Below are 23,587 nucleotides of genomic sequence, written 5' to 3'. Positions count from 1 at the left end.
ACCTCAGCCCTCGGCCAGCCGGTCGACGATGAGTTCCTTGAGGGCGCTCACGTCCTTGGGCAGCTCGACGACGTGGCGCGGCAGCTCCATGATGCCGGAGAAGGCGGCCGGCATCTCCGGTTCGCGGCCCAGCGCCTCGGTGATGGTGGCAGAGAACTTCACCGGCAGGGCCGTCTCCAGGACGATGACGGGAGCCTCGAGGCTTCCTGCCCCCAGCGCGCGGCGGGCCACCGTCACCCCGTCGGCGGTGTGCGGGTCGACGACCACCTGGTCGTCCTCCCAGACCTCGCGGATGGTGGCGACTCGGTCGGCATGGGTCGAGGAGCCGGACAGGAAACCGAAGTCCTCGGCCAGCGACTGGAACTCGGGCGTGCCCGACAGGTCGAAGGAGCCTTCGCGTACCAGCTCCTCGGCGAAGAGCTGGTGGGTGCGCTCGGCGTCGCGGCCCAGCAGGTCGAAGACGAAGCGCTCGAAGTTGCTGGCCTTGCTGATGTCCATGCTCGGGCTGGAGGTCTCGTGGGTCTCGGCGGAGGTGCGCACCCGGTAGACGCCGGTGCGGAAGAACTCGTCGAGCACATTGTTCTCGTTGGTGGCCAGCACGAGGCGGTCGATCGGCAGCCCCATCTGGCGCGCGACGTGTCCGGCGCAGATGTTGCCGAAGTTGCCGCTGGGGACGCAGAAACTGACGCGCTGGTCGTCGCGCTCGCTCACCTGGACCCAGGCGGCGACGTAGTAGACCACCTGGGCCACCAGGCGCGCCCAGTTGATCGAGTTCACGGCCCCGATCGAGTGCTTGGCCTTGAAGGCGAGGTCATTGCTGACGGCCTTGACGAGGTCCTGGCAGTCGTCGAAGACGCCGTCGACGGCAATGTTGACGATCGACGGGTCGTCCAGGCTGAACATCTGGGCCTGCTGGAAGGGGGTCATGCGCCCGGCGGGGGTGAGCATGAAGACCCGCACGTGCTCGCGGCCCCGCATCGCGTACTCGGCAGCCGATCCAGTGTCGCCGCTGGTGGCGCCCAGGATGTTCAGCTCGCGGCCGCGACGGCCGAGCTCGTACTCGAAGAGCTGGCCCAGCAGCTGCATCGCCATGTCCTTGAAGGCGGCGGTGGGGCCATTGGACAGGTGGGTGATCCACAGCCCGTCGCCCAGCTGGCTGACCGGCACGACCTCCTCGGTGCCGAAGACCTCGCGGTTCCAGGCGCGCTCGCAGATGCCGCGCAGGTCGTCGGCGGGGATGTCGTCGATGAACTCCGACAGGAGCGTGAAGCCCAGGCCGGCATAGCCGTCGCGGTGCCATACCTGGCGCAGCTCTCCCAGACGGTCGCCGATCTGCGGGTAGCTCTCGGGCAGGTAGAGGCCACCGTCGGGGGCCAGGCCCTCGAGCAGGATCTCGCAGAAGGGACGCGACGTGGACGTGGACCGGGTGGAGATGTAGCGCACGCGCCAACCCTAGCCGCGCGGCGTCGTCGGGCTGGGGACATCCCAGAACGTGGGTGACGACGCAGCAAGCAACGGGAGGCCGGCAGGCAAGGCCCGGGTGACCAATCGTGTGAATGTCAACCAGGGGTGACATGACTGGGGTTGGCGGGGAGGGTGGTCGCATGAACCCGATGCAGACCTCCGTGGCCGTCATGGCCGTCCTCACCGTCCTGTTCTGCCGGCCCTTCCAGGGGCAGCTCTCCCTCACGGCCGTGCTGGTGGCCCTCGTCGCAGCCCTCGCCCTCGTGCTGGGCGCCTGGTGCGCCCCGGCGACGGGCAGGCCATTCGCCCTCTCCGGCGACGCGGCCTGGCGTCGCGCCAAGAATGTCCAGCTGGTGGTGGGGGGCAGTGGTCGCCTACGCCGCGCTGCTGCTGTTCACCGACATGCCGGGAATGGCCGCCATCTGGGGGATCTTCGCCGCCCTGGGCGCAGGCGCCCTGATGCCCGGTGCCTCGCCGACGCAGTCCGCGGAGGACCCCACGACGGGTGACAGACTGGACTGATGGATTCACTCGACGCCATCGCGCAGGCCCTGGACCGGCTCTCACAGGCCGAACAGGAGCTGCACGACAGCGTCCGTCGGGCGCGCTCCCAGGGACGTACCTGGCAGGAGGTGGCCGACGTGCTCGGCGTGACCCGTCAGGCCGCCTTCAAGCGTTTCGGTCACCCGACCGACCCCGAGACCGGCGATGCCCTGGAGACCGTCCCCCCTGTCGACCTCCCCTCCCTCACCCGCGAGGCGGCGGCTGACCTCGGCGCCGGTGACTTCGGGCGCCTGCGCTCCCGGATGACCCAGGCCTGTTCCCGCCAGCTCACCGCCCGCGTGGTGTCGAGCGTCTGGAGCGATATACTCGGCAGCTACGGAGATCCGGTAGCCATCGGCAGTGTGGGCTGCCATGGCCCGGCGGGGGAGCGCCTGCCCGAAGGGCCGGTGCGGGCTCCCGCCGTGGGGCGGGCAGAACTGGTGCACGAGCACGGCGAGCTGGTGCTCAAGGTGCAGGTGAACCGCAACGGGCGGATCACCGGTCTGGTGATCCGCCCGTCCTCGGCGCCGGAGACGTGGCCCCTGTGAAGTGGACCCTGTGAGGCCCCAGGGGGTGATGGCTACTTCACCGCACCGGCAGTCAGGCCGCTGACGATGTACTTCTGCAGCCACAGGAAGAGCACCATCACGGGGATGGCGGCCAGCACGGCTCCGGCGGAGAAGATCGGCCAGTAGGTGTTGTTCTCCGTCGAGACGTACTGGTACAGGCCGATGGCCAGGGTGGACTTCGACGAGTCATTGCCCAGCACCACCGAGGCGATCACGAACTCGGTGAAGGTGCCGTTGAAGCTCAGCAGCGCCACCACGGCGAGGATCGGTGCCACCAGGCGCAGAATGATGGTGAAGAAGATGCGCGCGTGGCCGGCGCCGTCCACGCGGGCCGCCTCGTCGAGCGAGGCGGGGACCGTGTTGAAGAAGCCGTACATCAGGTAGGTGTTCGTGCCCAGGGCGCCACCCAGGTAGACCAGGATCAGTGCCAGGCGGGAGCCGACGCCGATCTGGGGGAAGACATCGCCCAGGTTGGTGAGCAGCAGGAAGATCGCCACCACGGTGAGCAGGGCCGGGAACATCTGCACCAGCAACAGCGCCATCAGGCCGGGGCGGCGGCCCTTGAACCGCATCCGGCTGAAGGCATACGCGGCGCAGGCGCCGATCAGCACGGTGCCGATGGCCGAGACCGCCGCGATGACGATGGTGTTGACGTACCACTTCATGTACGGACGGCTGGTGTCGGTCAGCAGCTTGCGGTAGTTGTCCAGACTGACGGCGTCGAAGAGCTTGTTCGAGCCGGTCAGGGTGCCGGACGGGTTCAGCGAGGCCGACAGGACGTAGACCAACGGGAAGGCGGAGAAGACGACGGCGAGCAGCCCGATGACGTGGCGCCAGCCGATCACCGCCATCCACTTGCCGAAGCCCATCTTGGGCTGGGGCGGCAGCGTGATGTGGCTGCCGTCATGGGCCTGCAGGGTGCGTCCGACCTCGGCCGGTCCGTCGACGCGCGAGTTCTCGAGTGGGGTGGACATCAGTTCAGGTTCTCCAGGGTCTTGGTCTGGCGGAAGGCGAGGTAGGAGATCCCGCCGATCAGGAAGAAGATGATGATGCTGAAGGCGCTGGCCAGGCCGTAGTCATGGTTGCCTCCGGCGAAGCCGGCCACCTTGAAGACCATCGAGATCAGCAGGTCGGTGTGGCCTGCGGTCAGCGAGGTGCCCTGGAACTGCGGGCCGCCATTGGTGAGCAGGAAGATCAGCACGAAGTTGTTGAAGTTGAAGGCGAAGGAGCTGATCAGCAGCGGCGCCAGCGGCACCATCAGCAGCGGCAGCTTGATCTGGCGGAAGGTCTGCCAGGGGCTCGCGCCGTCCATCCGGGCCGCCTCGAGGACGTCGTCGGGGATGGACTGCAGGGCGCCGGTGGCCACCAGGAACATGTAGGGGAAGCCCAGCCACAGGTTCACCAGCAGCACGGACACCTTGGCCCAGACCGGGTCGGTCAGCCACGGGATGCGGGCCCCGCTGAGCAGCACCTCATTGATGAAACCGAACTCCTGGTTGAACAGGCCCGCCCAGACCAGTGCCGACAGGAAGCCGGGGAAGGCATAGGGCAGGATCATCGCGACGCGGTAGACCTTCTGGCCACGCATCCGGGGCTCGTTGAACATGATCGCCAGGAACAGGCCCAGGGCGAAGGTGGTGGCGACGCTGAGGAAGGCGAAGGCGAAGGTCCAGGCCGTCACCTTGAGGAAGGGCCCGCGGATGTCGGGATTGGTGAAGGCACGCGTGAAGTTCTCGAAGCCGACGCCCACCTTCCAGCCCGGTTCGATGCGCTGGCCGTCGGCGCTGACGAAGGAGCCCTTGCCGGAGTCGGAGTAGACGGTGCCCTTGGCGTCGGTGAAGGTGTCCTTGGCCTGGTCATAGCTGAGCGTCGACTTGTACTCGAAGGCCTTGGTGCCGGTGGTGGTGCGGATGAAGCCCGAGTTCGGGTCCTCGTCCATCTTAGCCTTGAAGGCCCCGATCTCCTTGGAGCGCTGGGTGATGTCGGAGAAGCTCAGCACCTGGTAGCCGGGGGCCTCCTTGATGCCGCCGATGCTGGTGACCTGCACGCCCTCGACGGGGGCCAGCACGCCGCCGTCCGGGGCGGCCTTGACTTGCTTGGTGGCCGGGTCGACCACCAGCAGCACGAGCTTGCCGTCCTTGAGGGCCACGGCCGAGGTGTAGGTGGGCGAGTCGGGCACGCGGGCGGTGTTGTTGGCCTGGATCGCGCTGATCGCGTCCGATTTCGACGAGTTGTGACCGTCGCCGTAGTTGGTGAAGGAGATGTAGACCGTGTAGAGGATCACGCCGATCGAGAAGATCGACAGGAAGACCAGGCCCGGGAAGAGGTACTTGGCCGGCAGGAAGCGGTTGGGGGGCAGGTAGATGCCGTTGAGCAGGACCAGCAGCACGACGATGGCTGCGAGGATCCACCAGGCCGAAGCCCCGACGGCGGTGATCGCACCCAGGACCAGGAAGGCGTCGAGGATGCCGAGCACGGCGATCTTGATGATCCAGGGCAGCGGCCCGGACGAGTAGGTGGCCTGGGCCTTGGAGACCGCGGTCTCGCGGTCGGCCGGTGAGAGTGTGGCGTTCATGGTCCTTCGCTGGTTCTGGTGGTGGGTGCCCGGAAGTGCCGGAGGGCTTCGGGGCCGACGGCTGGTCAGCCCCGAAGCCCTCCGGGTTCAGTCAAGCGACGAGGTCACTTGATCTTGCTGTTGAGCGTGGTGACCATCTTCTCCCACACCTGGCCGGGGTTGGAGGCCTTCTGGCCGATGATCTGCGCCTGGGCGGTGCCCCAGTCGGTCCACACGCCGCTCATGGCGGGGATGTTGGGCATCGGGACACCCATGGCGCTCACGGCACCGAAGGCGGCGACGTCGGCATCGGCCTTGGCGGCCTCGTAGGCCTCCTTGTTGGCGGGGGCGCGCAGGCCGGCCTTGTAGAGGTCGGTCTGCACCTGGGCGGAACCGATGTAGTCGTTCAGGAAGGTCTGGACGGCCACCGAGTTCTGGGTCTTGGCGCTCATCACGAAGCCCTGGACGGTCACGAAGGCCTGGGCGTCCTGGTCGCCGGCCTTCGGGATGGCGTCGACGGCGTACTTGATGCCGGCCTTCTTGGCATCGGCCAGGTTCCAGGGGCCGCTGAGGAAGTAGGGGGCCTTGCCGGCGAAGAACTGGGCCTTGGCGATGTCCTGGGTCATGTTCAGGTTCAGCACCTTGGCCTTGCCCTGATCGGCCAGCCACTGGGCGAACTGCGCACCCTTGTCGCCGCCCATGGCGACCTTGCTGGCGTCGAAGCCCTTGTCGCCCAGCTCGAAGATCGGGGCGCCGAAGGAGGTCTGGAAGGGGTACAGGTGGAAGGGATCGGCGGTCTTGGGATCCAGGCCCACCAGGAAGGGGTACTTGGCCTTGCCGCCGGCGACGATCTTCTTGCCCTCGGCGATCATCTCGTCGAAGGTGGCCGGGGTCTTCTCGGGGGCCAGCGCGGTGTTGCGCAGGATGGCGATCGACTCGGTGGAGTAGGGCAGGCCGTAGACCTGGCCGCCGTAGGTGAAGGCCTGGACGGAGACGTCCTCGAAGGCGGAGGCATCGCCCAGCTCGATGGGGGCGACGACGCCGTTCTGCACCAGTCGGCCGGTGGCGTCGTGCGGCATGATCGAGGCGTCGGGGCCCTTGCCGGTGGGCACCTGGGTGACGAAGTCGTCAGCCAGCTTGCCGAAGTCCTTGACGACGAGCTTGATGCTGACGCCGGTGTCGGCCTTGAACTTGGCGGCCAGCGGCTTGAGGACGGGCTCGCGGTTGGAGTCGGTCCACACCGTGATGCTGCCGGCATTGGCGGGCGCGGAGCCGCCGGCTGCCGGGGTGCTGGTGGTGGTCGTCGTGGTGGTGGAGGTGGCGGTGGTCTCGCCGCCGCCACAGGCGGTCAGGGCGGTGGCGCCCACGGCGAGGCCGGCCATGCCGATGAAGCCGCGGCGGCCAAGGATGTAGCTCATTGTCGTGCCTTTCTTTCGTGCCGGCCTGGGCCTTCGTCGTCCAGGCGTCCCGCACACGGTTGACGCCATGCGGCACCGCTGCCGCACGCTGGAGACATCATGTCATGGTCACTGGATGGTTCAAATGGCAGGAGGGCCCCGATCGCCCACATTCTCCTGAAGGTCTTCTGAAGCGACCGGATGGTGGGCGATTGAGGGTCGAATCGTGGACCAGGCCCGACTTAGGCAAGGCTTGCTTGTGGGAAGCGGCGCAATTAGGTAAACAAGATGTTGTGAAAACCGACGAGACAGCCGTGCGCCCGCCGCAGACGGGTGTCTTCGAGGCGGAAGAAGACGACACCACCCGTGACCGCGTCGTGCGCTCCATTCTGGAACAGGGCCCCAGTACCGCCGTGGAACTTGGCGAACGCCTGATGCTGACCCCCGCCGCCATCCGGCGCCACCTGGCCGTGCTGGTGGAGCAGGGTCACATCGAGGCCCGCGAGCAGCGAGTCTACGGGGTCCGCGGACGGGGGCGCCCCGCCAAGGTCTTCGCGCTCACCGACGCAGGCCGGCGCAACTTCTACCAGGCCTATGACGAACTGGCCCTGCAGGCACTGCGCCAGCTGGTGCGTGCTGCCGGACCCACCGCCGTCAGCGCCCTGGCCGAACAGCGCGTCGCCGACGTCGAGGCCGCCTACCACCGCATCCGCGCCGAGAACCCGGAGGCTCCCGCACCCGAGGTGCTCGCACAGGCCCTGAACACCGACGGCTACGTCGCCAGCGTGCGGCCCACAGAAATCACCGGGCACGGCGTGGTGGGCGAACAGCTGTGCCAGCACCACTGCCCGGTCGCGCACGTGGCCCAGGAGTTCCCGCAGCTGTGTGAGGCCGAGACCCAACTCTTCAGCCGACTGCTGGGCAGCCATGTCCAGCGCCTGGCCACCATCGCCCACGGGGACGGAATTTGTACGACCCACATTCCGTTCCTCGACAGGGAGGGGTCGCGCCCGAAGGGCGAGGACCCGAACCAGCACGAAGCATCCAATCGAAAGGCCAATGACAATGACTGACCTGCAGAACAAGCCGGTCGTCCCGGGCACCGGGGCCTCGCAGGACGAGCACCTGGACGCCCTGGGCAACTACCGCTTCGGCTGGCACGACGCCGACACCGCCGGTGCCTCCGCGCAGCGTGGCCTCAACGAGGGCGTCGTGCGCAACATCTCCGAGCTCAAGAGCGAACCCGAGTGGATGCTGGAACGGCGCCTCAAGGGCCTCAAGCTCTTCGAACGCAAGCCGATGCCCACCTGGGGTGCCGACCTGTCGGAGATCGACTTCGAGAACATCAAGTACTTCGTGCGCTCCACCGAGCGGCAGGCCCAGAGCTGGGAGGACCTGCCCGAGGACATCAAGAACACCTACGACAAGCTGGGCATCCCGGAGGCCGAGAAGGCCCGCCTGGTGGCCGGCGTGGCCGCCCAGTACGAGTCCGAGGTGGTCTACCACAAGATCAACGAGGAGCTGGAGCGCCAGGGCGTCGTCTTCCTCGACACCGACACCGCACTCAAGGAGCACCCCGAGCTCTTCGAGGAGTACTTCGGGACCGTCATCCCCACCGGTGACAACAAGTTCTCGGCCCTGAACACGGCCGTCTGGTCGGGCGGCTCCTTCATCTACGTCCCCAAGGGCGTCCACGTGGAGATCCCGCTGCAGGCCTACTTCCGCATCAACACCGAGAACATGGGCCAGTTCGAGCGCACGCTGATCATCGCCGACGAGGGCTCCTACGTGCACTACGTCGAGGGCTGCACCGCGCCGATCTACAAGTCCGACTCGCTGCACTCGGCCGTGGTCGAGATCGTGGTCAAGAAGAACGCCCGCGTTCGCTACACCACCATCCAGAACTGGTCGAACAACGTCTTCAACCTGGTCACCAAGCGCGCCACCTGCGAGGAGGGCGCCACGATGGAGTGGATCGACGGCAACATCGGCTCCAAGGTGACCATGAAGTACCCGGCCGTCTATCTGATGGGCGAGCACGCCAAGGGTGAGACCCTCTCGATCGCCTTCGCGGGCGAGGGCCAGCACCAGGACGCGGGCTCCAAGATGGTGCACTGCGCTCCCCACACCTCCAGCTCGATCATCTCCAAGTCGGTGGCCCGTGGCGGCGGCCGCTCCAGCTACCGCGGCCTGGTCGAGGTGCAGGAGGGTGCCTCGCACTCGGCCTCCAGCGTCAAGTGCGACGCCCTGCTGGTGGACCAGATCTCGCGCTCGGACACCTATCCCTACGTGGACGTGCGCGAGGACGACGTGTCGATGGCCCACGAGGCCACCGTCTCCAAGGTCTCCGATGACCAGCTGTTCTACCTGATGCAGCGCGGTCTCGAGGAGGACGAGGCGATGGCGATGATCGTGCGTGGCTTCGTCGAGCCCATCGCGCGTGAGCTGCCGATGGAGTACGCCCTCGAGCTCAACCGCCTCATCGAGCTCCAGATGGAGGGCGCCGTCGGCTGATGCCGACGCCCTCCGACCACTCGAGAGCCTGCACGGCTCAACCAGCACAGAGCGCAACCAGCACAAAGGAAGCACACGTGAGCATGCCCGAAGCGGACACCCGTCCGGACGGATCCGACCCCACCACCGGTGACGATGGCCGCGAGGTCACCACGCCCGAGGCCGTCACCCCGGCCGTCGCCGCCGCGATCGAGACCGTCGCCAGCCACCTGCACCCCACGCCCTCGTGGGACCTCGACGACCACCCCGAACCCCAGGGGCGCGAGGAGGTCTGGCGTTTCACCCCGATGAAGCGCGTCGCGCCGCTGCTGGGCGCCGGCCCGACCAGCGACAACCTCGACTGGAAGGTGGAGCTGCCCGAGGGTGCCACCCTGCAGCAGATCAGCAAGGACGAGGCCCGTGAGCTCGCCGTCGAGGCGCCGCTGGACCGTCTCAGCGCCCTGGCGGCGGCCAATGCCGCCTACGGCGTGCGGATCGATGTCCCGGCCGAGACCGAGCTGACCAGCCCGATCGTGCTCACCGGCACCGGCCAGGGCGGCACAGTCAGCGAGCACACCGTGGTGACCATCGGCAACTTCGCCAAGGCCACCCTGGTGATGCGCTTCGAGGGCAGCGCCAACTTCGCCGAGAAGCTGGACCTGCGCGTCGGTGACGGCGCCCAGGTGACCCTGGTCACCCTGCAGGACTGGGCCGACGGCGCCGTCCACGGTGGGCAGCGCTCCGTGCTGGTGGGCCGCGACGCCCACGTGCGCCTGATCACCGCCTCCCTGGGTGGCGACCTGGTGCGCTTGCAGGAGGACGTGCGCTATGCCGGCCCCGGCGGCCAGCTCGAGCAGTACGGCCTGTACTTCGTCGACGCCGGGCAGCACGTCCAGCACCGCATCTTCGTCGACCACAACGCACCGCGCACCAAGTCGAACGTCGACTACCGCGGGGCGCTGCAGGGCGAGGGCGCGCACTCGGTGTGGATCGGTGACGTGCTGATCCGCAAGGTTGCCGAGGGCATCGAGACCTACGAGGCCAACAAGAACCTCGTGCTCACCGACGGCTGCAAGGCCGACAGCGTGCCCAACCTGGAGATCGAGACCGGCGAGATCGCCGATGCCGGCCACTCCTCGACCACGGGTCGCTTCGACGACAACCAACTCTTCTACCTGATGAGCCGCGGCGTCTCCGAGCGCGATGCCCGACGCCTGGTCGTCCAGGGCTTCTTCGTCGAGATCATCCGCCGCGTCGGGATCCCCGAGATCGAGCAGCGCCTGATGGAGACCGTCGAGAAGGAACTCGCCTTCATCGACACCGTCCAGGCCTGAGCCACACCCACCACACAGACTGCGGCCCCGGGCCCGGCGCCCAAACCGCCCAAGAACTACGGAGAACCACAATGTCGAAGCTGGAAATCATCGACCTGCACGTGGACGTCGAGACCGAGACCGGCCCCAAGCCGATCCTCAAGGGCGTCAACCTGACCATCAATGACGGCGAGGTGCACGCCATCATGGGCCCGAACGGCTCGGGCAAGTCCACCCTGGCCTACTCGATCGCCGGGCACCCCAAGTACACGATCACCTCGGGCCAGGTGCTGCTCGACGGCCAGGACCTGACCGAGATGAGCGTCGACGAGCGTGCCCGCGCCGGCCTCTTTCTGGCCATGCAGTACCCCGTGGAGGTGCCCGGCGTCAGCGTCGCCAACTTCCTGCGCACCGCCAAGACCGCCATCGACGGCCAGGCCCCCAAGGTCCGCACCTGGGTCAAGGACGTCAACGCCGCGCTCGAGAAGATGCAGCTGGACAAGGAGTTCAGCTCCCGCTCGGTCAACGAGGGCTTCTCCGGTGGCGAGAAGAAGCGCCACGAGATCGCCCAGCTCGAGCTGCTGAACCCGAAGGTCGCCGTCCTCGACGAGACCGACTCGGGCCTCGACATCGACGCGCTGCGCGTGGTGAGCGACGGCATCTCCCGCTTCAGCGCCCAGGGCGATCGCGGCGTGCTGCTGATCACCCACTACACCCGCATCCTGCGCTACGTGAACCCCACCCACGTGCACGTCTTCGTCGACGGCCGCATGGTCGCCGAGGGTGGCAAGGAGCTGGCCGAGAGCCTCGAGGTCGAGGGCTACGAGAAGTACATCAAGCAGGCCCAGGCCGACGCGCAGGCCTGACCCGGCACTCACCAGCCGACCGGTGGGGCCGTCGTCCGGCGGCCCCACCATCCCCAGCCAGAAGGAGGACACTCGTGAACCTTGACCTCACGAGGATCCGAGGCGACTTCCCGATCCTCTCCCGCACCGTGGGGGAGCATCCGCTGGTCTACCTCGACAGCGCCAACACCTCGCAGAAGCCGCAGCAGGTGGTCGATGCGATCAGCAACCACTACCTGCAGCACAATGCCAACGTGGCCCGGGCCATGCACATGCTCGGCGGCGAGGCCACCGGTGCCTTCGAGGGTGCGAGGGCCCGCATCGCCGACTTCATCGGTGCCGCCAGCGCCGACGAGGTGGTCTTCACCAAGAACGCCTCCGAGGCCCTGAACCTGGCCGCCAACACCCTGGGTGCCCGGCTCCAGCCGGGCGACGAGGTGCTGGTCAGCGTCATGGAGCACCACTCCAACATCGTCCCCTGGCAGCTGGTCTGCGAGCGCACCGGTGCGACCCTGCGCTGGTTCGACGTCACCGAGGAGGGGCGTCTTGATCTTGAGGCGGCCGAGCGCAACGGGCTGGTGAACGAGCGGACCAAGATCGTCTCGCTCACCTGGATCAGCAATGTGCTGGGCACCGTCAATCCGATCGCCACCATTGCCGAGCAGGCGCACGCCGTCGGTGCCCTGGTCGTGGTCGACGGCTCGCAGGGAGTTCCGCAGCGCGCCACCGACGTCACCGAGCTGGGCTGCGACGTGCTGGTCTTCACCGGCCACAAGATCTGCGGACCCACCGGGGTCGGCGTCCTGTGGGGGCGCGGCGAACTCCTGGAGAGCCTGCCGCCCTTTCTGGGGGGCGGCGAGATGATCGAGGTGGTGCGGATGGAGGGCTCCACCTTCGCCCCGCCGCCGCACCGCTTCGAGGCCGGCACGCCGCCGATCGTCCAGGCTGTCGGCCTGGCAGCCGCGATCGATTACGTGGCCGCGCTCGGCATGGATGCCATCGCCGAGCACGAGCAGCAGGTCACCAGCCACATGCTGCAGCGCCTGGGGGCCATCGAGGGCCTGCGCATCCTGGGGCCCACCGAGGCGGTCGAGCGTGGGGGAGCGGTCTCCTTCACCCTCGACCAGGTGCATCCGCACGACATCATGCAGATGCTCGACAGCAAGGGCATCGCGGTGCGCGGCGGCCACCACTGCGCGCGTCCGCTGCACGAGCGACTGGGCATCCAGTCCTCGGTGCGTGCCTCCGGCTACCTCTACACGACGCTGGAGGAGGTCGACGCCCTGGCCGATGCGCTGGAGTGGACCCGCGACTTCTTCGCCGGCCGTTTCGCCGCGGCCACCGGCAGCAGCATCCGTCGTCGCCGCGAGGAGCGTCGCAAGAACTTCGACCGCAGCGAGACGGTGGAGCACGACGCGTCCGTCGAGGCGAACACGAAGACCTCTGAGGAGCAGCGGTGAGTGTCGAACGGAGAGAGCGGCCATGAGTGTCGAACGGAGAGAGCGGCCATGAGTGTCGAGCAGATGTACCAGGAGATCATCCTGGACCACTACCGGGAGAAGCTGAACTCCGGCCTGCGCGAGCCCTTCGGGGCAGAGGTTCACCACGTGAACCCGTCCTGTGGAGACGAGATCACCCTGCGCGTGGAGCTCGACGGCGACCGCATCGCCGATGTCAGTTACCACGCCGAGGGGTGCTCCATCTCCCAGGCCTCCACCAGCGTGATGAGCGAGCTGCTCATCGACCGCCCCATCGACGATGCCATGGCCCTGCACGACGAGTTCCTCGAGATGATGCAGAGCCAGGGCAAGGCCGAGCCGGACGAGGACCGGCTTGAGGACGGGATCGCCTTCGTCGGCGTCTCCCAGTTCCCGGCCCGCGTCAAGTGCGCCATGCTCGGCTGGTCGGCCGCCCGTGACGCCGTCCTGCGCGCGCAGTCGGGCCCGGCCCAGGGGGCAGAGCAGTGACCACGAACGTCAATCCCACCGAAGAAGGAGGACCCTTGTCCACCACCGAGACGCCCCAGGAGCCTGTGGCGCAGCCGGAGCAGCCTGCCACCGGGCAGCCGGCCGAGCCCCGCCCGTCCGACCTGGTCAAGGACGAGCTTCCCAGCACCACCCCGTCGGCCTCGCTGCCCACCGTGGAGGACCTCGAGGAGGCCATGCGTGACGTGGTCGACCCCGAGCTGATGGTCAACGTCGTCGACCTCGGCCTGGTCTACGGCATCCACATCGACGAGCAGGCCAACTGCACGATCGACATGACGCTGACCAGTCCCACCTGTCCGCTCACCGACCGCATCGAGTACGACACTCAGAGCGTCCTCGAGGGCCTCGTGAACAAGGTGACGATCAACTGGGTCTGGCTGCCGCCGTGGTCGCTGGAGATGATCAGCGACGACGGCCGCGAGCAGCTGCGCTCGATCGGCTTCAACGTCTGATTCGAGCCGTCGAGATCTTGACCAACCACAGGGTCCGGACGCCGATGGGAAACCATGGGCGGCCGGGCCTTCGTGATCCTTGGTGAACATGCCGCTCGGCCTCGGCTGTCGAGAGTGACCAACGGCGGGCCGGAACCTCCCCCACAGGGGTTCCCGCCCGCCGCTGGCGTACTGGCCGCGCCGAGGGGTGGCCGGAAAGGTGCACAGGCCATCGAGATGGCCCTGAATTCCTTTCCTGCACGAGATTCTGCCTGAAACTGTGAATTTGCGCAGGACTGTCCACCGATGGTTTTTCGTACTCGGGCCGTGAGCTGGAAGAATCGGCAGGTGCTTCAAGTCAAGGATCTCGAGGTGCGCGCTGGCGCACGACTGCTCGTCTCTCCCATCTCCTTCCAGGTGATCCCCGGTGACCGGATCGGCCTGGTGGGACGCAATGGTGCCGGGAAGACCACGCTCACCCGGATCCTGGCCGGCGAGGGCATGCCGGCCGGCGGTGAGGTGACCCGGGGCGGCCAGCTCGGCTACCTGCCGCAGGACCCGCGCGACGGCGACCTGCACACCATTGCGCGCGACCGGATCCTGTCCGCTCGTGGCCTGGACCGTTCCATGGTCAGGATGCGCGAGCTCGAAGAGAAGATGAGCACCGCCACAGGCGCCGAGCGTGAGGCTGCCATGGCCGCGTACAGCAAGGCCGAGGCGCAGTTCGTCGCGGCCGGCGGCTACGGCGCCGAGAGCGAGGCGCACCGGATTGCCTCCAACCTGTCGCTGCCCGACCGCGTGCTCGCCGAGCCGCTGCAGAACCTGTCCGGTGGTCAGCGCCGCCGCATCGAGCTGGCCCGCATCCTGTTCTCCGGTGCCGACACCCTGCTGCTCGACGAGCCCACCAACCACCTGGACGCCGACTCGATCACCTGGCTGCGCGACTTCCTCAAGACCTATCCCGGCGCGCTGTTGATGATCAGCCACGACACCGGCCTGCTGGAGGCGACGGTCAACAAGGTCTACCACCTGGACGCGAACCGGGCGGAGATCGACATCTACTCGATGGGGTGGAAGCTCTATCTCAAGCAGCGCGAGACCGACGAGAAGCGTCGCCGTCGCGAGCGCGCCAATGCCGAGAAGAAGGCCTCCCAGCTGCTGTTGCAGGCCGACAAGCTGGGGGCGAAGGCCACCAAGGCCGCGGCCGCGCACAACATGCAGCGCCGTGCAGAGCGGATGCTGTCCGGACTGGAGGCCGAGCGCGATGCCGACAAGGTGGCGCGCATCCGCTTCCCGGAGCCTGCCCCGGTGGGCAAGGTGCCGCTGATGGCCGAGGGCCTGAGCAAGTCCTATGGCTCGTTGGAGGTCTTCACCGGCGTCGACCTGGCCATCGACAAGGGCTCGAAGGTGGTCATCCTCGGCCTCAACGGTGCCGGCAAGACCACGATGCTGCGCATCCTCGCGGGCGTGGAGGAGTCCGACACGGGCCGGTTGATCCCGGGCCACGGCCTCAAGATCGGCTACTTCGCCCAGGAGCACGACCTGATCGACCTGTCGAGTTCGGTGCTGGAGAACATGGTGGCCAGTGCCCCCAACATGAATGCCACCGAGTGCCGCAAGGTGCTGGGCAGCTTCCTGTTCACCGGCGATGACGTGGAGAAGCCGGCCCGGGTGCTCTCCGGTGGTGAGAAGACCCGTCTGGCCCTGGCGATGCTGGTGGTCAGCTCGGCCAATGTGCTGCTGCTCGACGAGCCCACCAACAACCTTGACCCGGCCAGCCGCGAGGAGGTGCTGGCAGCGATCGCCACCTACACGGGCGCGATCGTGCTGGTCACGCACGACCCGGGGGCGGTCGATGCCCTGGACCCGGACCGGGTGCTGCTGCTGCCCGACGGGGACGAGGACCTGTGGAGCGCCGACTACTCCGATCTGGTGCACCTGGCCTGAGGGCTGCGTCTTCCTCCGGTCGGGATGTCGTGGTTCACTTTGATCTTGGTCCTCCATCCGGCGGGGGTGGGGGCATCCTTCGACGAGAGGTTTCGCGATGGCAGCACAGCAGGTCTCCCGACCCCTTCCGGCCGGTGTGCGGATCACCGGGGAACTGCGCGCGCAACTGCGCGACGAGGTGGTGCAGCGCTATGCCGCCGGCGAGGCGATCCGTTCGATGGCCGAGGACCTGGGCCGCTCCTACGGTTGGGTGCAGGGACTGTTGAAGGAGGCCGGCGTGACCCTTCGCGGCCGCGGCGGCGCCACCCGTGGCGCGGCCGGTGCCGCCCGGGCCAGGGTGGCGGGCGGTGGGGCGCGTCCTGCCCGGGCCAAGGCCAGCGCTGCTGCACCAGCCACGCCGGCGGCTGGGCAGGAGGTCGCTCCGGCCAAGCCCAGCAAGACAGCGCCTTCGGCCGAGCAGACGAAGCCCGCCAGGAGCAGCAAGACCTCTGCCAAGGTCAAGGCTCCGGCCGGGACGACGGTTGCCGACGAGCAGGTGGCCAAGAAGGCGGAGAAGTCGACCAAGGCCAAGAAGCAGGTGGACGAGGCCACCGCCAAGGCCGACAAGGCCAAGAAGGTGGAGAAGTCGACCAAGGCCAAGAAGGACGACAAGGCCAAGAAGGACGACAAGGACGAGAAGGACAAGAAGACCAAGAAGCAGAAGGCAGTCAAGCCTGCCAAGGAGGCCGCGGCAGACGCCAAGAAGTCCAAGGTCAAGTTGGACAAGGCCAAGAAGTCCAAGGTCAAGTTGGACAAGGCCAAGAAGGACAAGGGTGACGCCAAGAAGGACAAGCCCAAGAAGTCCAAGAAGGACAAGAAGGACCGGAGCACGAAGTAGACGATGAGTGGCATGGGCGGCCCCGGCGGCCGAATGATGGGTGGCCTGCGCAAGGACCCGGCGGTGAAGGACCACGACCTGGCGCCCGGCACGGTGCGCCGTGTCATGGGCTACGGCGCCCCCTACAAGGGGCTCTTGCTGGTCTTCCTGCTCACCGTGGTCCTCGGCGCCGTGGTCGCGGTGGCCCCGCCCCTGATCTTCAAGCGGATCGTCGACGACGGCGTCCTGCAGGGCAACCGGGGTGTGGTCGTCGAGCTCTCCCTTGTGGTGGCCGCGCTGGCCGTCGCGGAGGCGATCCTCGGCGTGGTGCAGCGCTGGTGCTCGGCACGCGTCGGCGAGGGACTGATCTACGACCTGCGCACCTCGGTCTTCGACCACGTCAGCTCGATGCCGCTGGCCTTCTTCAGCCGCACCCACACCGGCAAGCTGGTCAGCCGCCTGCAATCCGACGTGCTCGGGGCCCAGCGCGCCTTCACCACGACCCTGTCGAGCGTACTGAGCAATGTCATCTCGCTGGTCCTGGTGCTGGTGGCGATGATCTCGCTGAGCTGGCAGCTCACCCTGGCCGCGCTGGTGCTGCTGCCCGTCTTCATCATCCCGGCACGCATCATCGGCGGCCGGCTCGCCGGGCTCACCCGCGACTCGATGCAGCTCAATGCCGACATGTCCGCGATGATGACCGAACGCTTCACCGTCTCGGGAGCCCTGCTGGTCAAGCTCTTCGGACGTCCGCAGCAGGAGCACGACCTGTTCGCGGGCACCGCCGGCCAGCTGCGCGAGGTCGGGGTCACCACCGCAATGGTCGGGCGCATCTTCATGACCGCCCTCACCCTGGTGGCGGCCCTGGCCACGGCGCTGGTCTACGGCGTCGGCGGCCTGATGGCGATCGGCGGCAACCTGACCGTCGGCACCCTGACAGCCCTGGCCGGGCTGCTGGCGCGCCTCTACGGGCCGCTGGTGCAGCTCACCAATGTGCGGGTCGACGTGATGACGGCCCTGGTCAGCTTCGAGCGCGTCTTCGAGGTGCTCGACCTGGAGCCGCTGATCAAGGACGCCCCGGGGGCGCGTGCCTCCTCCGGTATCGCCTCGATCGACTTCGACCACGTCGACTTCACCTATCCTGACCCCGAGAGCTTCTCGCTCACCTCGCTGGAGCCGGTCACGCCGGGCAAGGAACAGCAGAACCGGCGGGTGCTCGACGACGTGAGCTTCCACGTCGCCCCGGGCCAGACGGTCGCACTGGTCGGCACCTCAGGCGCCGGCAAGACCACCATCACCAACCTGCTCACCCGCCTCTACGACGTCACCGGGGGTGCCGTGCGGATCGGCGGCGACGACGTGCGCGAACTGACCATGGCGAGCCTGCAGGAGATGGTCGGCTACGTCACCCAGGACGCCCACATGTTCCACGACACGATCCGCAAGAACCTCGCCTACGGCGCGCCGGGGGCCAGCGAGGAGCAGATGCGCAGCGCCCTGCAGGCGGCGCAGATCTGGCACCTGGTGGAGCGGCTCCCCGACGGGCTCGACACGATGGTGGGGGAGCGCGGCTACCGGCTGTCGGGCGGTGAGCGCCAGCGTTTCGCGATCGCGCGGCTGCTGCTCAAGGCCCCGCCGATCGTGGTGCTCGACGAGGCCACGGCGCACCTGGACTCCGAGAGCGAGGTGGCGGTGCAGCATGCACTCGATGCCGCGATGGCCGATCGCACCTCGGTGGTGATCGCGCATCGTCTTTCGACGGTGCGGGCAGCCGATCAGATCCTGGTGCTCGACGCCGGCCGCATCATCGAGCGCGGCACCCATTCGGAGCTGCTGGCCGCCGGTGGCGCCTACGCGGAGCTGCACCACTCCCAGTTCGACTGAGAGCCCATCGGCCGCAGCCCAAAGGGCTCAGGCAAGCCGCGCCGGGGCCGACTACTGCTGCAGTGCCGCGCGGCGAAAGATGCTCAGCTGCACGTCGGCGTCCACCTCGAGTCCGTCGACCACCTCGCCGTGCTCGTGGAAGGCACTGGGCCCCATCTGCACCAGGTCCTGCAGCGACCCGACGTCCAGGTCCATGGTCCAGCGGATCCGCTGGCTCCAGATGGCCTCGAAGGCGCCCGCCATGCTGCGGTTCAGCCGCGCCAACTTGTCCTCCTCGATCCCCAGCAGGCCCAGGCGCTCCCGGGCCTGAGTCAAGTGGCCGGCATTCGGGGTGACCACCAGCAACAGGCCGCCGGGGCCGGTGACGCGGGCGAACTCGACGGGATTGCGCGGGGCGAAGACGCACAGCAGCGCGTCGGCCACGCCCGAGCGCAGGGGCAGCCCGGCCCAGGTGTCGGCCACCACCGATCCCATCCGGTCATGGGCCTTGGCCGCGCGTCGGGCCGCCATCGGCGAGACGTCGGTGGCCAGGCCGGTGGCCGCGGGGTGGGCGTCGAGCACCCGCGCCAGGTAGTGGCCGGTCCCGGCCCCCACCTCCACGATGCGGCGGGCCAACCGGGTGCGCGCCACCAGGGCGTCGACGATCGGCTGGTAGTGCCCGGCACCCAGGAAACGGGCCCGGGCGGCCACCATCTCGGTGGTGTCCGCATTGGCGGGCGCGGCCCGGCCCAGCAGGTTGACGTGCCCCTGCCGGGCCAGGTCGAAGCGGTGCCCGGTGCGGCAGCCGAGGGTGCGCTCGTCGAGGCTGAGGGCCAGCCCACAAGTGGGGCAGGCAAGCCAGGAGGTGACCGGTGCGAGGCCCACGGGGCTCAGATCGTACGCAGCGCGCCGCCGTCGAGGGCGACCAGGCTGCCGGTGACATAGGAGGCGGCGGGGGAGAGCAGGAAGCAGGCGGTGCGTCCGAACTCCTCCGGACGGCCCAGGCGGCGCAGCGCGATCCCGCGCTCGGCGGCCTTCTGCTCCTCCTCGGCCCCGGAGTACAGGTCGGTGATCCTGCTGGTGGCGACCAGGCCGGGCATCAGGCCGAAGGCGCGTCCGCCCTGCGGGCCCACCTCGTCGGCCAGCTGCTTGATGAGCATCGCGAGGCCGGGGCGCAGGCCATTGCTGGGGGCCATCTGCTCCAGCGGCGACTTCGCCGAGGTGGACAGCACGAATCCCATGGTGGCCTGCTCATTGGCGCCGAAGACCGCCCGGGCCATCCGGATGGCCGGCAGGAAGACCGACTCGAAAGCGCCCTGCCACTGCTCGTCGGTGGTGCCCAGGACGGTCCCCTTGGGAGGGCCACCGACGCTGACCATCGCGCCGTCGACGCGCCCGTAGTGTTCCAACGCCGTCTCCACGGCCTTCTGAGGGGTCTGCGGATCGGCCAGGTCGGCGGCCAACGTGGCGGCGTCCAGCTCCTCGCCGAGCTCCTGGAGCACCTCAGCGCGCCGGGCGACCAGCACCACCCGGGCACCCTCGGCGACCAGTTCCCGTGCGGTGGCCAGCCCCAGCCCCTGGCTGGCGGCCGTCACCGCGAAGACCTTGTCCTCAAGTCCGAGTTGCATCGTCATCCTCCTGGTTGGTCCCGGGGCCCGCAGTGGGCTCCGGCTCGCGTGTGGCGAGGCGCTGCGCCTTCGCCTCGGCGCGACGCTTGTCGCGCAGGTCGTTGCGGATCAGCACCCCGACGCCGGCCACGGCGATCACGGTGAAGGTGAACCACTGCATCGCATAGGACAGGTGCGGGCCCTCGGTGAGCTCGGGCGGCACCATCGGCTCCAGGCCGCCTCCCTGGGGCGGGGTGGAGGAGATGACCCCCACATAGCCGTCGAGCGCCCGATAGGGCAGCGTCTGGCTGATGGCCTCGGAGTTGACCAGCCGTACCTTGGCGTCGACGGGGGTGATGGCATTGGGCTTGCCGTTCTCGCTGCGCCGCACATAGCCGACCACCTCGACGGTGCCCTTCGGCGGCGGGGGCAGCACGGCCACCTCGTTGGCGCCCCGGCTGCGGGGCAGGAATCCGCGCGAGACCAGGATCCAGTCGCCCTGCTCGGTGCGCATCGGCGTGATCGCCTCACTGCCGGCCTGGTCGGCCTGGTTGCGGTACATCGCCTGGATCTCGTGGGCGGCGTCAAAGGTGCCACGCACCCTGACCCGCTGCCACTGCTGGTCGTCGCGCACCTCGCCGCCGAAGACCTCCTGGTAGGGCTTCACGGGCTGCTGCTGGTAGGCGACGATGCGGGCATTGACCTCCCGTCGCCAGTCAAGGCGGTGCAGCTGCCACTCGCCCAGGCGGATGAAGGCGGCGGCCAGCAGCACGACGAAGAGCACCAGCGCCGTCCACCTGAGCCACAGTTTCCTCACCTGGCCGAGACTACCTGTCCGTCTCGTCCACTTCGCCCTTGATGACCTGCCCGGGGCTGATCGCCAAGGTTGGTGCGGGCTCTTGCGCGCGCACGACGGGCTGGCTGCGGTTGTCACGGTTGTTGGCCAGCACGACGGCGATGGCCGGCAGCACGGCGGCGCCGGCGATGGCGACGAACTTCCACAGGCCAGGCACGAAGAACATCAGGCCGAAACAGGTGGTGCGGATCGTCATGGTGAGGATGTAGCGGCGCTGGCGCATCTCGATGTCGTCGCTGCGGCCCACCCGCACCTCGGTGATGGGCACAGCCTCGTCCACGGCGCGGATACTGCTGCTGGTCACCACACCGCCACCCTACGCCGGGGTCGTGGACGGGCAGCACCACCCGGATGGACGAAAGCTCCAAAGAAGCCCGCCCTGCCTTGTACTGCACGACACCCGGGCGAGGGTGGCTGTGTCCTAGCGTTGGAGGGTGAGCCCCAACCAGACCCCCACCCCGTCCATGGCACCCGAGAGCACCGGTGCAGCGGTCGAGCCGCGCAGCGTGCTGGTCACCGGTGGCAGCAAGGGCATCGGCCGCGCGATCGCCGCCGACCTGCTCGCCGCCGGGCACCAGGTGGCCGCCACCTACCGTTCCGGCGACGTCCCCGAGGGGGTGCTGGGCGTACGGTGCGACGTGACCGTGCCGGAGCAGGTCGAGGAGGCCTTCGCCACCGTCGAGCAGGCCCACGGCCCCGTCGAGATCCTGGTGGCCAATGCCGGCATCACCGCCGATGGGCTGCTGATGCGCATGGGCGACGAGGACTGGGACCGGGTGATCGAGACCAACCTGACCGGCACCTTCCGCCTGGTGCGCCGCGCGGTGCGTCCCATGATGCGTGGCCGTCACGGCCGCATCGTGCTGGTCAGCTCGGTGGTGGCACTGACCGGCTCGGCCGGGCAGGTGAACTACGCCTCCAGCAAGGCCGGCCTGGTCGGCCTGGCCCGCAGCGTCGCCCGCGAGGTGGGCAGCCGCGGCATCACCTGCAATGTCGTCGCCCCCGGATTCATCGAGACCGACATGACCGCCGTGCTCGACCAGAAGACCATCGAGGGCTACCAGGCCCGCATCCCGCTGGGACGCCTGGGCAGCACCGAGGACATCGCCGCGGCGGTGCGCTACCTCACCAGCGATGCCGCGGGCTATGTCAGCGGAGCGGTCATCCCCGTCGACGGCGGCCTGGGCATGGGACACTGACAAGCGCACACCACCCGCCCCCATCCCCAGCACAGAAGGCAGTCCATTGGGAATCCTCGAAGGCAAGTCCATCCTGGTCACCGGCGTGACCCACAAGACCTCGATCGCCTACCAGGTGGCCAAGATCGCCCAGGAGCAGGGCGCCACGGTCGTGATCAGCAATTTCGGCCGGGCCATGAGCCTGACCAATCGCGTCGCCAAGTCCCTCGATCCGGCCCCGGCCGTGATCGAGCTCAATGTCACCGACGAGGAGCACCTGGCCGCACTGCCCGAGACGCTGCGCGCCAACGGCATCGAGCAGATCGACGGCATCGTGCACTCGATCGCCTACGCCAATCCCGAGACCGCGCTGGGCGGCGGCTTCCTCACCACCCCGTGGGAGGACGTGGCCACCGCGCTGCAGGTCTCGGCCTTCTCACTCAAGAGCCTCACCATGGCCTGCAAGCCGCTCTTCGGGCCGGACGTCTCGGTGGTCGGGTTGACCTTCGACGGCCGCATCGCCTGGCCCACCTATGACTGGATGGGCGTGGCCAAGGCCGCCCTGGAGTCCACCAGCCGCTACCTGGCGCGCTACCTGGGCGCCGAGGGTGTGCGCTGCAACATCGTGGCGGCCGGTCCGCTGGACACCATCGCCAAGAAGGCGATCCCCGGCTCGCAGACCTTTAACGACTTGTGGGGCGACCGCGCCCCGTTGGGCTGGGACACCAATGACGCGGTGCCCACTGCAAAGGGTGTCGTGGCGCTGCTCAGCGACTGGTTCCCGATGACCACCGGCGAGATGGTGCACGTCGACGGCGGCGTGCACGCCATGGGTGGCTGAGCTGCGGCTCGACGGCCGAAACTCAGTCCTGCAGCGCCTCAGCGGGCCAGGAGCAGGCAGCGCTGACCGCGTCGAGGGCGGCCTGCTGCAGCTCGCGCAGGTGGCGCTCCCGGGTGAGGACGGCGTGGGAGTGCAGCACCTCGTGCTGCGAGTCCAGCGCGGCATCGACGGCGCCGAGCAGCATCCAGGCACGTTCCAGCAGCGCCTGCGGCTGGCGGGGGAAGGCCCCGCCCAGCCGTGGCGCACCCTCCAGCTCTGGATGGGCGCCCCCAGAGAGGTCGAGCCCGGCCATCGCCTGGGCCGCGCTGGCCACGACGCGGGAGAGCTGCCGGGAGGCCTCCCGCGGGTCGGGGACGGGAAGCGGCCGTTCGGCGCGGGCGAGCCGCCACTGCACACCGGCACCCACCCGCTGGCCGAGCCAGGCGAGGCTGCCGTCGTGGGTCATCACCACCGCCTCGGCCTCCAGCGCCGCGCGGTTGACCTCCAGGGGGCCCCGCAGCCCGGCCATCCGGCCCGGTCGGGGCAGCAGCAGCGCCCAGACGGGGGCAGGGCCCAGTGCCCCGTGGCCAATACGGGCCAGGGCCAGGCGCAAAGGCACCCCGGCCAAGGGGTCGAGGCCCAGCAGCTGGTCGGGGTCGTGGACGTGGTGCGGCTCCTGGTGCTCGCTTCCTGCGTCCCGGCGCACCATCAGCTCGGCCTCGGCGGCCGTGACGGCCCCGTGGGACAGGCTGTTCAGGGCCAGGACCAGGCGCACGGACTCGTCGAACATGCAGGCGAGGATATCGATGCCCACCAGCTGCTTCGGCCCATGCCAGGCTTGGGATGCGATGGTGCGTCCGATA

General features: G+C 68.5%; 22 protein-coding genes and 1 pseudogene. 14 read left to right on the top strand and 9 right to left on the bottom strand.

What is annotated here, in order from left to right; genetic code table 11:
- Nucleotides 1-3: 3 nt before the first annotated feature.
- Nucleotides 4-1,443 carry a threonine synthase gene (thrC, locus tag ACYVKA_RS07015; RefSeq protein WP_460704129.1) on the bottom strand — a complete coding sequence of 480 codons (1,440 nt, stop codon included), beginning with the start codon at nucleotides 1,441-1,443 and terminating at the stop codon, nucleotides 4-6.
- Between the two features lie 161 nt (nucleotides 1,444-1,604).
- Between thrC and ACYVKA_RS07010 the strand changes: the two genes are divergently transcribed.
- Nucleotides 1,605-1,973, top strand: a complete 369-nt coding sequence (locus ACYVKA_RS07010) for a hypothetical protein (protein ID WP_460704127.1) — start codon at nucleotides 1,605-1,607, stop codon at nucleotides 1,971-1,973.
- Between the two features lie 12 nt (nucleotides 1,974-1,985).
- Entirely contained in the window at nucleotides 1,986-2,555 is a 570-nt protein-coding gene (locus ACYVKA_RS07005; protein WP_460704125.1) for a hypothetical protein, read from the top strand.
- A 32-nt stretch (nucleotides 2,556-2,587) separates the two neighbouring features.
- Here ACYVKA_RS07005 and ACYVKA_RS07000 read toward each other — a convergent pair whose 3' ends face one another.
- From ACYVKA_RS07000 to ACYVKA_RS06990, 3 genes are all read right to left on the bottom strand, one after another.
- Entirely contained in the window at nucleotides 2,588-3,445 is an 858-nt protein-coding gene (locus ACYVKA_RS07000) for a sugar ABC transporter permease (protein ID WP_460704881.1), read from the bottom strand.
- 104 nt (nucleotides 3,446-3,549) lie between these two features.
- The gene (locus tag ACYVKA_RS06995; RefSeq protein WP_460704123.1) at nucleotides 3,550-5,151 is read right to left on the bottom strand and encodes an ABC transporter permease subunit; all 1,602 of its coding nucleotides are present in this window, start codon (nucleotides 5,149-5,151) and stop codon (nucleotides 3,550-3,552) included.
- Nucleotides 5,152-5,255: 104 nt separating this feature from the next.
- Nucleotides 5,256-6,371, bottom strand: coding sequence for a sugar ABC transporter substrate-binding protein (locus ACYVKA_RS06990; protein ID WP_460704879.1), 1,116 nt, complete (start codon nucleotides 6,369-6,371; stop codon nucleotides 5,256-5,258).
- 470 nt (nucleotides 6,372-6,841) lie between these two features.
- Between ACYVKA_RS06990 and ACYVKA_RS06985 the strand changes: the two genes are divergently transcribed.
- The 10 genes and pseudogenes from ACYVKA_RS06985 to ACYVKA_RS06940 all read left to right on the top strand — a co-directional run bounded on the left by ACYVKA_RS06985 (nucleotide 6,842) and on the right by ACYVKA_RS06940 (nucleotide 18,284).
- A complete protein-coding gene (locus ACYVKA_RS06985) occupies nucleotides 6,842-7,600 on the top strand; it encodes a helix-turn-helix transcriptional regulator (RefSeq protein ID WP_460704121.1) in 759 nt (252 codons plus the stop codon).
- A complete protein-coding gene (sufB, locus tag ACYVKA_RS06980) occupies nucleotides 7,593-9,041 on the top strand; it encodes a Fe-S cluster assembly protein SufB (RefSeq protein ID WP_460704119.1) in 1,449 nt (482 codons plus the stop codon). Before ACYVKA_RS06985 ends, sufB begins: the two co-directional genes overlap by 8 nt.
- A gap of 83 nt (nucleotides 9,042-9,124) precedes the next feature.
- Nucleotides 9,125-10,354, top strand: coding sequence for a Fe-S cluster assembly protein SufD (gene sufD, locus ACYVKA_RS06975; protein WP_460704877.1), 1,230 nt, complete (start codon nucleotides 9,125-9,127; stop codon nucleotides 10,352-10,354).
- A 71-nt stretch (nucleotides 10,355-10,425) separates the two neighbouring features.
- Nucleotides 10,426-11,199 (top strand): Fe-S cluster assembly ATPase SufC, encoded by a 774-nt coding sequence (gene sufC / locus ACYVKA_RS06970; protein ID WP_394276815.1) that lies wholly within the window; start codon nucleotides 10,426-10,428, stop codon nucleotides 11,197-11,199.
- A gap of 74 nt (nucleotides 11,200-11,273) precedes the next feature.
- Nucleotides 11,274-12,503: pseudogene (locus ACYVKA_RS06965) on the top strand (cysteine desulfurase); the annotation flags it as partial.
- Between the two features lie 183 nt (nucleotides 12,504-12,686).
- The gene (gene sufU / locus ACYVKA_RS06960) at nucleotides 12,687-13,145 is read left to right on the top strand and encodes a Fe-S cluster assembly sulfur transfer protein SufU (protein ID WP_394276816.1); all 459 of its coding nucleotides are present in this window, start codon (nucleotides 12,687-12,689) and stop codon (nucleotides 13,143-13,145) included.
- Between the two features lie 122 nt (nucleotides 13,146-13,267).
- On the top strand, nucleotides 13,268-13,618 hold the full coding sequence (locus ACYVKA_RS06955) for a metal-sulfur cluster assembly factor (protein WP_394276824.1): 351 nt from the start codon (nucleotides 13,268-13,270) through the stop codon (nucleotides 13,616-13,618).
- Between the two features lie 327 nt (nucleotides 13,619-13,945).
- Nucleotides 13,946-15,544, top strand: a complete 1,599-nt coding sequence (locus ACYVKA_RS06950; RefSeq protein ID WP_394276817.1) for an ABC-F family ATP-binding cassette domain-containing protein — start codon at nucleotides 13,946-13,948, stop codon at nucleotides 15,542-15,544.
- A 97-nt stretch (nucleotides 15,545-15,641) separates the two neighbouring features.
- Nucleotides 15,642-16,421, top strand: a complete 780-nt coding sequence (locus ACYVKA_RS06945) for a helix-turn-helix domain-containing protein (RefSeq protein ID WP_460704117.1) — start codon at nucleotides 15,642-15,644, stop codon at nucleotides 16,419-16,421.
- A gap of 3 nt (nucleotides 16,422-16,424) precedes the next feature.
- Entirely contained in the window at nucleotides 16,425-18,284 is a 1,860-nt protein-coding gene (locus ACYVKA_RS06940) for an ABC transporter ATP-binding protein (RefSeq protein WP_460704115.1), read from the top strand.
- 51 nt (nucleotides 18,285-18,335) lie between these two features.
- Here the strand turns inward: ACYVKA_RS06940 and ACYVKA_RS06935 are convergent, their stop codons facing one another.
- From ACYVKA_RS06935 to ACYVKA_RS06920, 4 genes are read right to left on the bottom strand one after another with little or no spacing between them, the layout of a single operon-like run.
- Nucleotides 18,336-19,148 (bottom strand): putative RNA methyltransferase, encoded by an 813-nt coding sequence (locus ACYVKA_RS06935; protein WP_460704113.1) that lies wholly within the window; start codon nucleotides 19,146-19,148, stop codon nucleotides 18,336-18,338.
- A gap of 5 nt (nucleotides 19,149-19,153) precedes the next feature.
- Nucleotides 19,154-19,891 carry an SDR family oxidoreductase gene (locus ACYVKA_RS06930; protein ID WP_394275005.1) on the bottom strand — a complete coding sequence of 246 codons (738 nt, stop codon included), beginning with the start codon at nucleotides 19,889-19,891 and terminating at the stop codon, nucleotides 19,154-19,156.
- Nucleotides 19,875-20,687, bottom strand: a complete 813-nt coding sequence (locus ACYVKA_RS06925; RefSeq protein WP_460704111.1) for an SURF1 family cytochrome oxidase biogenesis protein — start codon at nucleotides 20,685-20,687, stop codon at nucleotides 19,875-19,877. Before ACYVKA_RS06925 ends, ACYVKA_RS06930 begins: the two co-directional genes overlap by 17 nt.
- 10 nt (nucleotides 20,688-20,697) lie before the next feature.
- On the bottom strand, nucleotides 20,698-21,030 hold the full coding sequence (locus ACYVKA_RS06920; RefSeq protein ID WP_460704110.1) for a DUF3099 domain-containing protein: 333 nt from the start codon (nucleotides 21,028-21,030) through the stop codon (nucleotides 20,698-20,700).
- 160 nt (nucleotides 21,031-21,190) lie between these two features.
- On the opposite strand from ACYVKA_RS06920, the gene fabG reads away from it, so the two are divergent.
- On the top strand, nucleotides 21,191-21,925 hold the full coding sequence (gene fabG / locus ACYVKA_RS06915) for a 3-oxoacyl-ACP reductase FabG (RefSeq protein WP_460704875.1): 735 nt from the start codon (nucleotides 21,191-21,193) through the stop codon (nucleotides 21,923-21,925).
- A gap of 46 nt (nucleotides 21,926-21,971) precedes the next feature.
- Nucleotides 21,972-22,745 carry an enoyl-ACP reductase FabI gene (gene fabI / locus ACYVKA_RS06910; protein ID WP_460704108.1) on the top strand — a complete coding sequence of 258 codons (774 nt, stop codon included), beginning with the start codon at nucleotides 21,972-21,974 and terminating at the stop codon, nucleotides 22,743-22,745.
- A gap of 22 nt (nucleotides 22,746-22,767) precedes the next feature.
- Here the strand turns inward: fabI and ACYVKA_RS06905 are convergent, their stop codons facing one another.
- A complete protein-coding gene (locus tag ACYVKA_RS06905; RefSeq protein ID WP_394275009.1) occupies nucleotides 22,768-23,514 on the bottom strand; it encodes a hypothetical protein in 747 nt (248 codons plus the stop codon).
- Between the last annotated feature and the right edge of the window lie 73 nt (nucleotides 23,515-23,587).

The organism is Luteococcus sediminum, from assembly GCF_054783495.1.
This window is presented reverse-complemented; position numbering and strand designations above follow the sequence as displayed.